The 12,855-nt window shown below is 42.1% G+C and carries 11 protein-coding genes and 1 pseudogene; 8 read left to right on the plus strand and 4 right to left on the minus strand.

Features of this window, described 5'->3' with window-relative positions:
* Nucleotides 1-144: 144 nt before the first annotated feature.
* The gene (locus FD724_RS18125; RefSeq protein WP_179073572.1) at nucleotides 145-3,777 is read right to left on the minus strand and encodes an AAA-like domain-containing protein; all 3,633 of its coding nucleotides are present in this window, start codon (nucleotides 3,775-3,777) and stop codon (nucleotides 145-147) included.
* 426 nt (nucleotides 3,778-4,203) lie between these two features.
* Between FD724_RS18125 and FD724_RS18130 the strand changes: the two genes are divergently transcribed.
* Complete coding sequence (locus FD724_RS18130) at nucleotides 4,204-4,665, plus strand: hypothetical protein (protein WP_179073573.1); 462 nt, start codon at nucleotides 4,204-4,206, stop codon at nucleotides 4,663-4,665.
* Between the two features lie 585 nt (nucleotides 4,666-5,250).
* On the opposite strand, the gene FD724_RS18135 is transcribed toward FD724_RS18130, so the two are convergent.
* Entirely contained in the window at nucleotides 5,251-5,529 is a 279-nt protein-coding gene (locus FD724_RS18135; RefSeq protein ID WP_012411093.1) for a hypothetical protein, read from the minus strand.
* Nucleotides 5,530-5,821: 292 nt separating this feature from the next.
* Nucleotides 5,822-6,964, minus strand: coding sequence for a BMP family ABC transporter substrate-binding protein (locus FD724_RS18140; RefSeq protein ID WP_179073574.1), 1,143 nt, complete (start codon nucleotides 6,962-6,964; stop codon nucleotides 5,822-5,824).
* A 236-nt stretch (nucleotides 6,965-7,200) separates the two neighbouring features.
* Here FD724_RS18140 and FD724_RS18145 point away from each other — a divergent pair, with 236 nt between their 5' ends.
* Genes FD724_RS18145 through FD724_RS18155 form a run of 3 tightly spaced genes read left to right on the plus strand, consistent with a single transcriptional unit; the run spans nucleotide 7,201 to nucleotide 9,402 of the window.
* Nucleotides 7,201-8,700, plus strand: coding sequence for an acyl--CoA ligase (locus FD724_RS18145; RefSeq protein ID WP_179073575.1), 1,500 nt, complete (start codon nucleotides 7,201-7,203; stop codon nucleotides 8,698-8,700).
* Nucleotides 8,701-8,740: 40 nt separating this feature from the next.
* Entirely contained in the window at nucleotides 8,741-9,130 is a 390-nt protein-coding gene (locus tag FD724_RS18150) for a hypothetical protein (protein WP_174712835.1), read from the plus strand.
* Nucleotides 9,127-9,402 (plus strand): hypothetical protein, encoded by a 276-nt coding sequence (locus FD724_RS18155; protein WP_179073576.1) that lies wholly within the window; start codon nucleotides 9,127-9,129, stop codon nucleotides 9,400-9,402. The genes FD724_RS18150 and FD724_RS18155 overlap by 4 nt, the downstream gene beginning before the upstream one ends.
* Nucleotides 9,403-9,708: 306 nt before the next feature.
* On the opposite strand, the pseudogene FD724_RS18160 reads toward FD724_RS18155, so the two are convergent.
* Nucleotides 9,709-9,792 (minus strand): annotated as a pseudogene (locus FD724_RS18160) (transposase); the annotation flags it as partial.
* Between the two features lie 60 nt (nucleotides 9,793-9,852).
* Between FD724_RS18160 and FD724_RS40980 the strand changes: the two are divergent.
* The 4 genes from FD724_RS40980 (at nucleotide 9,853) to cobJ (ending at nucleotide 12,395) form a co-directional block, all read left to right on the plus strand.
* Nucleotides 9,853-10,014 carry a hypothetical protein gene (locus FD724_RS40980; protein ID WP_256874300.1) on the plus strand — a complete coding sequence of 54 codons (162 nt, stop codon included), beginning with the start codon at nucleotides 9,853-9,855 and terminating at the stop codon, nucleotides 10,012-10,014.
* 21 nt (nucleotides 10,015-10,035) lie between these two features.
* Nucleotides 10,036-10,161, plus strand: coding sequence for a hypothetical protein (locus FD724_RS40985; RefSeq protein WP_256874301.1), 126 nt, complete (start codon nucleotides 10,036-10,038; stop codon nucleotides 10,159-10,161).
* 12 nt (nucleotides 10,162-10,173) lie between these two features.
* The gene (locus FD724_RS18170) at nucleotides 10,174-10,572 is read left to right on the plus strand and encodes a hypothetical protein (protein ID WP_179073577.1); all 399 of its coding nucleotides are present in this window, start codon (nucleotides 10,174-10,176) and stop codon (nucleotides 10,570-10,572) included.
* Between the two features lie 98 nt (nucleotides 10,573-10,670).
* Entirely contained in the window at nucleotides 10,671-12,395 is a 1,725-nt protein-coding gene (cobJ, locus tag FD724_RS18175) for a precorrin-3B C(17)-methyltransferase (RefSeq protein WP_179073578.1), read from the plus strand.
* The last annotated feature ends 460 nt before the right edge of the window (nucleotides 12,396-12,855 follow it).

Here is a 12,855-nt window from a genome sequence, read left to right on the forward strand (position 1 = left end):
CATTCCTCCGTGTTCTCTGTGCCTCTGTGGTTCGTTTATTTGAGTAATTTATTTCTTTGAAGTCCCTAATACAAAAGAATTTTGTAGAAGAAACGCGATCGCATCAAGAAAACCCACCAAAATAATCCGCCCCAAAGAGAGAAATTATTTAAACTTTGGCATATTACAAAGGGAGCGATCGCCCTCTTCCACTGCGGTGTTAGTTTTCAAATAATCCTGCACCAGAGTGCAACCATAATTTAGTACATCTAGATTAAGAATTCGCTGTAAATTCCACAAAATGAGCGTGTTGTCATCACCCCCTGAAACAAGCAAAGTTCCATCAGGGCTGATCGCAACCACCCTAATCCCTGCGGTATGTCCAGTGAGGGTCGTTACTTCAGTACCATCTAGCTTCCAGAGTTTGATGCTAGCATCGACGCTGCCAGAAGCAACAATTTTTCCATCAGGAGTAAAGGCAATTCCCCAAATCCCAGCTTTATGACCTTTGAGTGTATTCAATAACTTGCCGTCTAACGTCCACAGCTTAACGGTGTTGTCGCCACTTCCAGTCGCTAGCATTTTACTATCTTGGCTAAAAACAACTCTCCATACTGCCGCCGAGTGTCCTACAAGGGTTCTAAACAAATTGCCGTCAAGCGTCCACAACTTAGCAGTAGTGTCACCGCTAGCTGAACCAACGAGCCGACTGTCTGGACTAAATACGACGTGCCAAACTTCCGCCTGATGTCCTTTGAGGATCTGCAAAGTCGCGGCGCGATGGGCTACGCCCTGCCAGAGGCGATCGCGTCTTGATATCTGAATATTTTTGTCAACACCTGCCATTGCAATTGTTTGCCCATCAGGACTCAACACCCCTGATGTCACTTTGCTGTGAACATTTTTGTAACTAGCAATTAAAGTGCCATCTCGCTTCTTGATTTTTACCTTATCATCGGAAGTGAAAAGCGCGATTAACTTGTCATCGCCACTGAATGAAACCTCGGAGACTTCACCCTTGGATTCAGTGATAGTTTTGAGCAATTTGCCTTGACGACTCCAAAATTTCACCATATTTTCGTGGCTGGTTGTAGCGATGGTTGAACTGTCAGATGCGATCGCTATTGACCAAATCCCCGCCTTATGAGCAATGATAGACTTTTGAAATGGATTTTGGCTTTGCCAGAGCCTAACCATGTTTTCTGCACCTGCTGAAGCAATAAAACTACCATCAGGACTAAAAGTTACACCCCAAACTGATGCACTGTGCCCTCTAAGCGTCCTCAGTTCTGTACCATCAATATTCCAAAGTTTAATTGTTTTGTCGAGACTCGCACTGGCAATAGTCTGACCATCGGGACTAAATGCTACTCCCGAAATTCCGGCATCATGCCCTTGCAGAGTTTTATCAAGGCGGTAGCTTTTACTTATGCTGTCTCGCCGCCAAAGTTTAACAGTTCTGTCTTCACTTGCTGAAACAATAATCTGTCCGTCAGGGCTGAAAGCTATTCCTACAACCCAAGCAGTGTGACCTTGGAGAGTTTGTACAGGCTTGGCGTTTTGCCAGCCTGAATCATCTCGTTTCCAGAGTTTTACTGTCCTGTCTAGACTGGTGGCAGCAATAGTCTGGCCATCAGGGCTAAAAGCGACTCCCCAAAACGCACCTTTAGAACCTTGGAATGTCTTGAGCAAAGTACCATCTCGCTTCCAGAGTTTCACTGTTGCATCCCAACTAGCAGAGGCGAGAAACTGGCCATCAGGACTAAATGCTACTCCCCAGACTGAAGCAGTGTGACCTTTAAAAGTTTTGAGTAGAGTACCATCTAGCTTCCAGAGTTTAATAGTGCCATCTTCACCTGCCGAGGCCAGTATTTGACCGTCAGAACTAAAATCTACTGCCCTAACTGCTCCCTTATGACCTTTGAGAGTTGCAACTTCCGTACCATCACGTCGCCAAAGCTTAACTGTATTATCTATACTGGCTGAGGCAATTAAAGAACTATCAGGACTAACATCTACCGCCATAACACTTGCTGTATGGTCGGAAAAACGATTGTATTCATCTGCTCCATAAACTGCTTGCCTGAGTGCATTTTCAACTTGAGGTGCAAGATTTGAGTTAGCTGTTCCTAGCTTATGCAGTCTGTCTTTGGCTTTGATTGCTTCTACAAGCGCATCCAATCTCCGTTGGGAGGCAAACAGTCCAACAGAAGAAGATACAAGCGCTCGAATTTCGCTGCTCTTAGCTTGACTTTCGCTTTTTTTGGTTTGACGATACATAATGAAACTTCCCACCCCCAAAATGCTAGAGACGAGCAAACCAATACACACTGCAACTAGCAAAAACCTTTGAAATTTAGCAGTTTTTTGTTCTTGTGCTAGTCGTGCTTCTACCTCTTTTGCCCGTGCTGCCTCCAATACTGTTTGCACTTCGCGCTGTTCGCATTCTTGACTTGCAGCTAAAAATTGATAATCCCAATTGCTTAGACTTTTGCCCTGTATCCAATTTTGAGTATCTTTGAGAGCCTGTCCTCGCAATAAACGCGATTCATCTTTATACCCTGATGCTACCCAAGCATTAAATGTCTGCGAATAAGGGCGGAGATTGTCTAATTGTTTTAACACCCATTCGGCATTGAAAACACTCCGATAGATGGGATTTTTAATTTTGAGATAGCCGTTGTGTTTCTCTACCAAACCAGATAACAAAAGTTCTGTTTGTTCTCGACTATCATCAATCGGAACAGGAAGATGAGGCAAAGTGAAAAACTCTTCTCCCCTACTCGATGACATTTCCTTCTCGGGAAAGCCTCCACTACTAGACTGCTCCTCTGCTTGCAACACCTTCTGATAAATACCTAATAACCGCCCTGCTCGTTGGTCGTTGAATAATAGGCGATCTCTTATAGTACGTAGATGTTCTGGTTCGTCTTGTGATTGCCAATTTTGAATAATATGCGTTTTCACTAATTGCTCAATCCAAAATGCTTCTGTACCTGGAATGAGGCTAATCATTCCTGTAGCATTTTCAGCAGCAAGTTGAATAACTAAGTTACAAAGTTTTTGTGTGAGAAACGGTTGTCCCTCTGTCCAATAAATAATTTCTTGCAGTATTGCTTGTGGTTGACTGACTACTCCCTTTACTCCTTGAAGCAGAGGAGTAGCTTCATGCAGTTGAAAGCCATGTAACTCAATAGCTTTACCAAGATTAAAGGGTGTGCGGCCTTTATCAGCGATGAGGTCGGAAGGACTAGCTACACCAAATAGTGCAAATCCCAAACGATTAAAGTTTGAATTCTCTGGTCGCTGGTTATAGCATTGACGAATCCAAGCAAAAAAGTCGTTAATTGGGAAACTTAAACTAAGCAGGCTATCAATCTCATCAATAAAGATGAAAATGCGTTCGGCTTTGGCGTTTGGTAGTAAAACTTCTTCAACAAAAGAGTGTAGTTTTTGTACTGAGGAAATACCTTTTTGCGTCTCCCACCAACGTTTAAAGTTGATCTGTTCTGCTAAATTTAAGCTGTAGAACAAGCTGATAATGATGCCTTTGTACCATTGTTCTGGTGTAGTATCCTCAATACCTAAGATGGTCATATCCAAATAAACACAGCTATAGCCTTCTTCTCTAAGACGATAACTGGTGCGCTGTAGTAAGGATGACTTACCCATCTGGCGAGAGTTGAAAACGTAACAAAAATCCCCAGCTTTCAGGCTAGTATAAAGTTTTTCGTCTGCGTCACGGATAACATACGTGGGATCGTCACTGCGGAGACTACCTCCTACTTGGTATCTCATATTGAAGTGTAATTATCAAATACAGAGCTTACGTAAACAATAGCCGAAAAGAAAGATTTTCAGGTAGGGGCAATTCATGAATTGTGCCTACATTTCGTGTATATCTTTGCCAGGTTAGGATTTTTTTACAGCTTGATCAAGCATTGCCATAAATGATAGTCACAGATGCCAACGTAGCGGGAGTTGGGAGGATATAAAAGCGTCTGGGATAACTCTACAAGACTCGTGTATAAGCCATCACTTACTAGGATAGAGGAATATAAGCGAGGTTTTCCAAATTCAATCAAAAGGAAATTTGTTTTATTCTCTGCATAAATTAATTAAAATGGGATGAAAGATAATTAAGCTGCTCGTGGAAGATAAGCACTCCACAAAACAAAAAATTTATCAGCCTCATTATGATTATGGGGTACGAGGTAATTAAGTATGATTCATCACATATCTATTTCTGTTAAAAACCCCCAGCACGTTGCCGAGGTTTTAGCTGAAGTCTTGAATGGCCAAGCTTTTCCCTTTTTCCCTCACCCAGGCAGCTATATGGTTTTTCCACTTGACGAATATGGAACAGGGATTGAAGTTTACCCGTTAAAAACTCAGCTAATGCCTGGTGAAGGAGATAAGCAGTGTACATTTGCAGAAAATCCTACTTCTTCTGGGTTCACAGCTACTCATGCAGCAATTTCAGTTTCTTCTAGTCAAGAAAAAATTGAGTTGATTGCGAAACGTGAAGGTTGGAGAGTGTTACGTTGTAACCGCGATTCTTTTTTTGATGTTATTGAGTTCTGGTTGGAAAATACAGTCATGATAGAACTACTCACACCGGAAATGTCGGCTCAATATTTGGCAGTAACGCAGCCAGAAAATTTGAAGAAAGCTTTTAATTCATAACTCTGCTACTGCTAATTTAATAAAACTATTAAGTAGGTTGGCGCTAAAGCTAACTAGCAAGGGCTGTCATTTGTCCTTTGTCATTGGTCATTAGTAAGGACTTTAAGACTATTTACGTTTCATAACATAATTTTGTTTATTTCTACCAACTTACTTAACTAATTTAAAACTGTTCGCGCAGCCTCTACTAGAGAGTTTCAGACTTTTATTTAGGGACATTCCAACAAAAAAACATCCCATTATAGGGGCAATTGGGCAATTCATCTAGACGCAAAGCGGCTACTCTACAAGTTCTCCAACGGAGTAGCCAGAAGGTATTCTCCCTATAGACATCTCCAGAAATTAAATATGCGTTAACCAGAACCCTTGTAGAGACGTAGCACTGCTACGTCTCTACATTCTTTTTCGGAGATGTCTTATGTAAATAAGGAATAATTGACGAGTAGATTCTCTGTAGAGACGGCAATTTATCGCATTTCTCTAACGTATCACTCTTTTAGACGCGATTTATCGCGTCTCTACATGAGGGCTTTCTGGCTTATTCGAAAGTCACAGAAAAACACTTTTCAAACAACCACTAACATCTCAGTAATTTTTTGGGTTTTTACTTGAGTGAATAGCTTTATTCAAATCTTGGAGCAAGTCTTCTTCCGCATCCCGCTCTTGCTTGAGTTCTCTAATCATTTCCTGACTAGAACCAATTAGCAAACCAGCAACTGCACCTACAAGGACGTATTTTTGCTCCAAATCTTGATACATTTGACTTGTGTAGGGGCAAGGAAGTAAATTAGCAGCAATAAAACCAATTCCTGCGCCCAAAAATACCGTCACAAAGCCAGAGAAAGCGATCAGTTTAGCATTCATTTGCTTTGCTCCAATGCTTATAACTTTGCTAAATTACTAGAAGATACTCTATATTGTCTTCGCAGTTGCCAAAGTTGCTACTTAATCTTTACCTCTTGTAATAGTAGACAGAGTGGGGGGATGAGTGAGATGAAAAGAATAACTCCCAACTCCTAACTTTTTACTCTTAACTTTCTATAGCGGTTTGCGATCGCACTGATCATAGATAATTCGTATGGTAGTATCTGAACTTATCTTATGATTGCCGTTTCTCTATAAGACGCTAGGTCAACGCTAACTGTAAAATTGCTTACTATAGTTTCCTCTGGGGAATTGACCCTTCAACTCCCTCAACATACCAATCCATCGCCAATTGTCCTCGATCTTCCAACACCTTACCATTTGGTACTCGCACTACCCCTTTTTGGTCTTTCACCGGGCCATCAAAAGGATGTGCAATACCCTGAATAAACTCATCGCGCTTCGCATTCACTAGTTGTTGTACCTCTACCGGAATCGCCTGATTCATCGGCGAAATATCCACTATTCCTTGACCAATGCCATCCCAAACGTTTTGAGATTTCCAAGTATTACTCATTACAGCCAAGGCTTTATCTGTATAGAACTTGCCCCATTTGTTAATAATTGATGTCAGGTGGGCTTTTTGAGCAAACTTGCTCATATCACTGTTGTAGCCAAAAGCATAAATGCCTTTTTCCTCAGCTAATTGGACAACAGCGCCAGAGTCGGTATGCTGGGTCAGTACATCTGCACCGGAATTGACCAAAGCAATAGCTGCTTCTCTTTCTTTAGCTGGATCGTACCAACTTTGTACCCAAAGTACCTTAACTTTTGCTTGGGGATTTGTTAAGCGCATTCCTTGTGTGAATGCACTGATTCCCCGAATTACTTCTGGAATTGGGTATGCGCCAATAAAACCAACTACATTTGATTTTGTCATTTTGCCAGCAATCATGCCGGTTAAGTAACGCGGTTCTTCAAAACGTCCTAGATAAGTGCCGACATTGGCAGCACGTTTGTATCCTGCACAGTGTTCAAAGATAACATCACCAAATTCTTTAGCGACTTTAATTGTTGGGTTCATGTACCCAAAGGAAGTGGTAAAAATTAACTTATTACCATCTAATGCTAGTTGGCGAATTATCCTTTCAGCGTCAGCACCTTCATTGACATTTTCAACAAAGGTAGTTTTTACTTTATCGTTAAGATTGGCTTCCATATCTCTGCGACCTAAATCATGGGCATAAGTCCAACCAAAATTACCCACAGGCCCCACATAAACAAATCCCACCTTGAGAGGTTCATTTACCGCCACAGGTGACGCTGAGGGAGACACCTCACCCGGTAATTTGGAATTTTTGCCTTGAACACAACTCGTTAAAGCAAAACTAGATCCTGCTAAAGTGACATACTTTAGAAAATTCCGACGATCCATATTTTATTGATGGGGTTTAGTTGCTGAAAAATATTTTTCTGATTACTAGTAACGACAGATACACTCTTGACTTAATTTTAGCTCTTGTTTTTTGCCGTTAACTTACTACCAAAAGAAATCAAATAATGGTTGATATTATACAAAAGCACAATACTTTTTAATAAAAATAAGGGAATGAGGTAGAAGCATTAATAACCAATGTCCAATGCCCAATTTTACTAATCTGGAGGTTTTTAATGAACTTATTTGAGCTTTTAGCAGGGGAAGATAATCATTCAGCCCTCGTTACACCTGGGGGGCGATCGCTAACCTATCAGCAATTGCGCGAGAATGTTGTTGAACTGGTATCCCAACTCAACAGCTTTGGATTGACACGGGGAGAACGTATAGCCATTGTCATGACTAACGGTTCACCAATGGCTATTACCTTTTTGGCTGCTGCTCTGTGTGGCACGGCTGCACCCTTAAATCCCAAATACAAAGAAGACGAATTTGCCTTTTACTACGAAGATACTCAAGCAAATGCACTGATTACCTTGTCTGAGGAACCAGAAGCAGCGATCGCCGCCGTCACACCCAATATGATGCTGATTAATGCCAAGGTAAACACTGACGGCACATTGAGCTTTGAATTAGTCAAAACAGGCTCAAAACCAAGAGAATCATTGAATCCCGCAGCCCCCAACGCCGACGATCTGGCGATGATTCTCCACACTAGCGGCACTACCAGCCGTCCGAAACGTGTGCCGATTCGTCATCGCAACTTAATCGCCTCAGCCAACAACATCATTGGTGCTTACTCACTCACAGCAGATGATACTACACTTTGCTTAATGCCCCTATTCCACGTTCACGGATTGGTGGGTTGTTTGCTGTCAACTTTAGCATCGGGCGGCACACTAATTTGTCCTAATGGTTTTAATGCCTTAGAGTTTTGGAAACTGGTAGATACCTACAAACCTACTTGGTACTCCGCAGCGCCAACTATGCACCAGACAATTTTGGCCCGCGCTAGCCGTAACACAGAAATTGTCAAGGCTAACCCCTTTCGTTTCATTCGCTCTAGTAGCGCCTCCTTGCCCCCAATTATTATTGAACAGTTGGAGGCAACTCTCAATGCTCCCGTGGTGGAATCTTACAGCATGACTGAAGCATCTCATTTAATGACCACCAATCCCTTACCGCCAAAAGTGCGGAAACCAGGTAGTGTAGGTTATGGCTTTGGTGTGGATGTCGGCATTATGGATTCTGAAGGCAACCTATCATCTCAGGGAAGCTTGGGTGAGGTGGTGGTAAAAGCACCTAATGTCATTGATGGTTACGAAAACAACCCAGAAGCCAACGCCACAGCTTTTGTCAACGGTTGGTTCCGTACAGGAGATCAGGGTACTGTGGATGCAGACGGCTATCTCCACTTAACTGGACGCATTAAAGAATTGATTAATCGGGGTGGGGAAAAAATTTCTCCCTTAGAAGTGGATGATGTTTTGCTTCGCCATCCCGCCGTCGCCGAAGCCTTAGCTTTTGCTGTCCCCCACAAATCTTTAGGTGAAGATATCCACGCTGCTGTTGTCCTCAAGGGAGAAGCTAGCGAAAAAGAACTTTTAGCTCACTGTTCAACAATGTTGGCAGACTTCAAAGTTCCGAAGCAAATTCACATTTTGGAACAACTACCTCGTGGTGCTACCGGGAAACTGCAACGGTTAGCTATGGCGAAATTGCTTAACATAAGCTAAATCAGCGATACACTAAGAAAAATTCCTTGAGGAAGCGTCAATGGCACGGTCAAACGGGGTTCAAACTGAAATGTCTGCACAGGAATTGCCTACAATCTCAGATGAAGATACAGTGACAGTTGAAGATTTACCGGAACAAGTAGAGGATGTGCAGGATATTGACGACATCTTGAACTCACTCAAAACCTTGCTGAGTAGCCTAGAAAAGCTCCAAAAAGTCCGGCAGGAAGTGGGCGACATCAAACCGTTAATTGGACGGATGCTGGATGGCGAATTAGTTGCTGGTGAAGAACTTGAGCAACTCAAGGCAGGTGTGAGCAGTCTTTCTCGCCTTGTGCGGGCTTATAATGACCATCAAATAGCGTTGGCTAAAGCCCAACCTGCAAGAAATTTGCTAGATCAAGTCCTCAAAGAGCGGAAAGCGAATTGAAACAAGAAGCGATCGCATTTTTTAATTTCAGGAAATGCGATCGCCTTCAGAACGCAGCAAAGCAAAAATTGATTCAGAAGAGTGTCATATTGTGTGTAGATATGCAGAATGTCGTGTTATGTGGGGAAGACAACATCACACGGTTAGGATCTGTACGAAAAGAACCAGCCAAAAATAGCGATCGCTTCCAACCATCTCAAACTACTCAAGCAGCAGAAGCTTCTCAACCAAAACTTTCTGCCCACGGTGAAAATGAGAACAGTCTAACTTAGTTTTCAGCCGGAAGTTCAACAAATCATAGCGAGGTTCACCATCTGGATGACTTGCCCTTGGTGGGATATCGAATGCTTCGATTGGACAACCGCCAATTGTGGAATCTGGAGTTACCTTAAAACTCAAGCCCGGTAACTCAAGCTTCTTAACTATAATGTTCCGCAAACGACGAGAATGCTGAATAACAAGCTCCACCTCAACTTCAATAGAAATTAGCAATTCCATTCTTTATTGTTTGAAAATTTTCAATAACTTTTAAAATGTGGTTCTTTAGTACTTAGTATGCTAAACTAACAAACAAAATGCTAACTTAATAGGCATCTAACTCGGAAATTATCAAAACTTCTAAATCCATAACCAGAACGCTTAATCAATTTAAGCTTGTTATTAAATTATGTTGACTATTATGTTTAAATAAATTGTGCTTCTACTAGAGCAGTATTAATCTAATGGAAGCTTTACCCGATAACTGGGCAGATATCCAACCTGATATTGCATATTTTTCTCCCACTGGTCTGCTAGTTTCATTTGCAGAGTCACAGATAAAGCTGGGATTAAAATATGATCATAAGGGCAAACATTTAAAAGCCATTGAGAAAGGGCAAGTTTAATCTCGCGGTAATGTTGGATTGGTGGCTTCCCAGGAATCCGGCTACGATTTGAAATCTAAAGTCTTAGGTAAAGGTGGCGACCGCCGATTTCATGCAAAATTCATTGATGGTGTCTTACATTTCCCTGGTTTGGTAACAGAACATTAAACCCACATAACTATGACAAGACTCAAGTTAAAAAATCATCAAGTTTGGCGAGATTTAACTGAAATATTAGAAAATTTAGATGCCAACATTCTTGTTCAAGAACATCTTAACCAATGTGATTATAAAGTATGCGGTTACTGGGATGAACAAGATGAATATTATGAAACAATTACGTTGCCTCGTCCCCTAGAAGCGGAATTAGTTAGCAGTTCTATTGGTGTTACTCATACTGAACGTTTTTTACAACTAAAGTTTTCACTTATAGCTGATGGTGCTGATGTTACACAAGCGCAAAGTAATCATACTCAAAAGATTGGTGAGTTAGTTCTTGTTTACAATGAAAGCTTGGAATTTATTGATGAAAATTGGCTTTTAGATATCGATAGTTTTAGTAAGTCAGGAACTGATTGAATTTTAGTTCTTTAATATTCCCCTCAAAAGATTTGAGCATACATATCTCAATCTGTGGTTTCATTTGAAGGATATCGAATTTTGCAAGATATCTACTTATGATCATGAACGTTGCACCCGCCATTGTAATACTAGGTCAAAATAGCGTGACAGTAGCACGCAAAATAATCAGCGTTCTACCAGGAGCGACGCTATACGGTCTAGCGGGTCGCACATCAGGAGTTGATGTCAGCTTTACTAACTTTGGCGACACGTTACGCGAGTTATTTGCTCAGGGAACGCCGCTAATTGGCATTTGTGCCGCCGGAATTTTAATTAGGACGCTAGCTCCCATACTCTCGGATAAACAACAGGAACCACCTGTGTTAGCTGTGGCTGAAGATGGTAGTGCTGTTGTCCCCCTCTTGGGCGGACTTGGTGGGGTAAACGATTTGGCCCGCCTTATTGCCGAAGCGCTTGATGTTAAACCTGCAATTACAACTACAGGTGATTTACGTTTGGGTACAACGCTGTTATCTCCTCCCCCCGGATACCATTTAGCAAACCCAGAGGATGCTAAGAAATTTATCTCAGATGTGCTAGCTGGGGCAGAAGTCAGACTAGAAGGCATAGCACCTTGGTTGAGCGATAGTAAATTACCCATAAATCCCAATGGAGATTTGACCATCCAAGTTACGGAACGTTTGGTAACTCCTACAGCCAACTGTCTTGTGTATCACCCAAAAACTATAGCGATCGCAATTAGTGCCCCCATTGATGATGCAATAGCTTTAGTAGAGCAGCTACTAGCTGATGCCAAACTAGAAAAAACATCAGTCGCCGGGATATTTGCACCCATCGCTGCCGCAGCCGATCCCGCAATCCGCGCTGTAGCTAGCGCCTTGGGAGTACCTGCCCGCTTTTTTACCCCAAATCAGCTAGAAAGTCTGTTATCACAAGGTTATAGCCCTGCCCAAGCAGCTGCGATCGCAGCCACAGGCACATCTCCATTATCTTCTTCATTTTCTGATGTTGCGATCGCCATTGCCCCCCAACCAATTGACCCCAATACCATCGGTCAACCACGCGGACGGTTAGCGATTATTGGCACGGGTCCTGGTGGATCGCAATGGATGTCTCCCGAAGTGAAAGAGATACTCAAGTCGGCAACTGACCTCGTGGGTTATAAAACTTATTTAGATTTAATCGGTTCTCTGGCTGACGGCAAGCAACGGCATGAGTCTGACAACCGTGAAGAAGAAGCACGGGCAAAAATGGCCCTTGATTTGGCAGCATCTGGGCGATATGTCGCTGTTGTTTCATCTGGCGACCCTGGTATCTATGCAATGGCAACAGCAGTTTTTGAAGTGTGCGATCGCTATGCTAAATCCGAATGGGATAGTATCGACATTCATGTAGCACCAGGTATTTCAGCTATGCAGGCAGCAGCAGCAGCCATTGGTGCGCCCCTTGGACATGACTTCTGTGCTATTTCCCTATCTGATATCTTGAAGCCTTGGTCTGCCATCGAACAACGAATTGCTGCTGCTGCCGAGGCTGATTTCGTAATCGCTTTCTACAATCCTGTTTCCAAAGAGCGTACTTGGCAACTAGCAGAAGCGAGAAATATTTTGCTGCGACATCGAACACCGGATACCCCAGTAGTATTGGCGCGGAATCTCGGCAGACCAGGACAGACGGTGAAAGTGATCGCACTTGACCAGTTAACACCAGCAAGCGCTGATATGCGAACAATTATTCTCGTTGGTTCCACAAAAACCCGAACCATCAAACGCAGCGATGGTAATCTCTGGGTTTATACGCCGCGCCGCTATACGGAATAATAAGCATGATAAGCGCTGTACAAACAAAGCAAACTTCTCCTTTGTTAGGGTTAAATCCATTTTTCTGTGCGATCGCATAATAAAACCCCAGGACTGGGAATTCACTCCTGGGGCTGTTATACCTGACCACCTTTACCTTTTTAATCTAAAAACCTTGTAAATATTTCACTTTCAAAAGACATATATATCTGTATTTTGTCCAAATATACTTTTATAATTAAGTCAATTTGTGTTATTATAAATTTGTTTTTTAGGACAATAAAATAAGAAAAAATTCATTTTATACAATTAGATATTTAATTATCTTGAGTACTTGTAAAAAGATATAATTCCAGTAAATATGTCCATTGTTTTAGCTGAAATATCTTGATTTTTTTTGGTCGATCATTAACAATAAAAGCATCATGATTCATACATGATTGTAGCCGAAAAAGTGACAGAAGCCCTTATTTAAGTCCGC

This window comes from Nostoc sp. C057 (genome assembly GCF_013393925.1).
Lineage (GTDB): Bacteria > Cyanobacteriota > Cyanobacteriia > Cyanobacteriales > Nostocaceae > Nostoc > Nostoc muscorum_A.

Excerpts from the sequence above, each read along its gene's own strand:
- FD724_RS18125 (WP_179073572.1), bottom strand. The coding sequence starts at position 3,777 with ATGAGATACCAAGTAGGAGGTAGTCTCCGCAGTGACGATCCCACGTAT.
- FD724_RS18130 (WP_179073573.1), top strand. The coding sequence starts at position 4,204 with ATGATTCATCACATATCTATTTCTGTTAAAAACCCCCAGCACGTTGCC.
- FD724_RS18135 (WP_012411093.1), bottom strand. The coding sequence starts at position 5,529 with ATGAATGCTAAACTGATCGCTTTCTCTGGCTTTGTGACGGTATTTTTG.
- FD724_RS18140 (WP_179073574.1), bottom strand. The coding sequence starts at position 6,964 with ATGGATCGTCGGAATTTTCTAAAGTATGTCACTTTAGCAGGATCTAGT.
- FD724_RS18145 (WP_179073575.1), top strand. The coding sequence starts at position 7,201 with ATGAACTTATTTGAGCTTTTAGCAGGGGAAGATAATCATTCAGCCCTC.
- FD724_RS18150 (WP_174712835.1), top strand. The coding sequence starts at position 8,741 with ATGGCACGGTCAAACGGGGTTCAAACTGAAATGTCTGCACAGGAATTG.
- FD724_RS40980 (WP_256874300.1), top strand. The coding sequence starts at position 9,853 with ATGGAAGCTTTACCCGATAACTGGGCAGATATCCAACCTGATATTGCA.
- FD724_RS18170 (WP_179073577.1), top strand. The coding sequence starts at position 10,174 with ATGACAAGACTCAAGTTAAAAAATCATCAAGTTTGGCGAGATTTAACT.
- cobJ (WP_179073578.1), top strand. The coding sequence starts at position 10,671 with ATGATCATGAACGTTGCACCCGCCATTGTAATACTAGGTCAAAATAGC.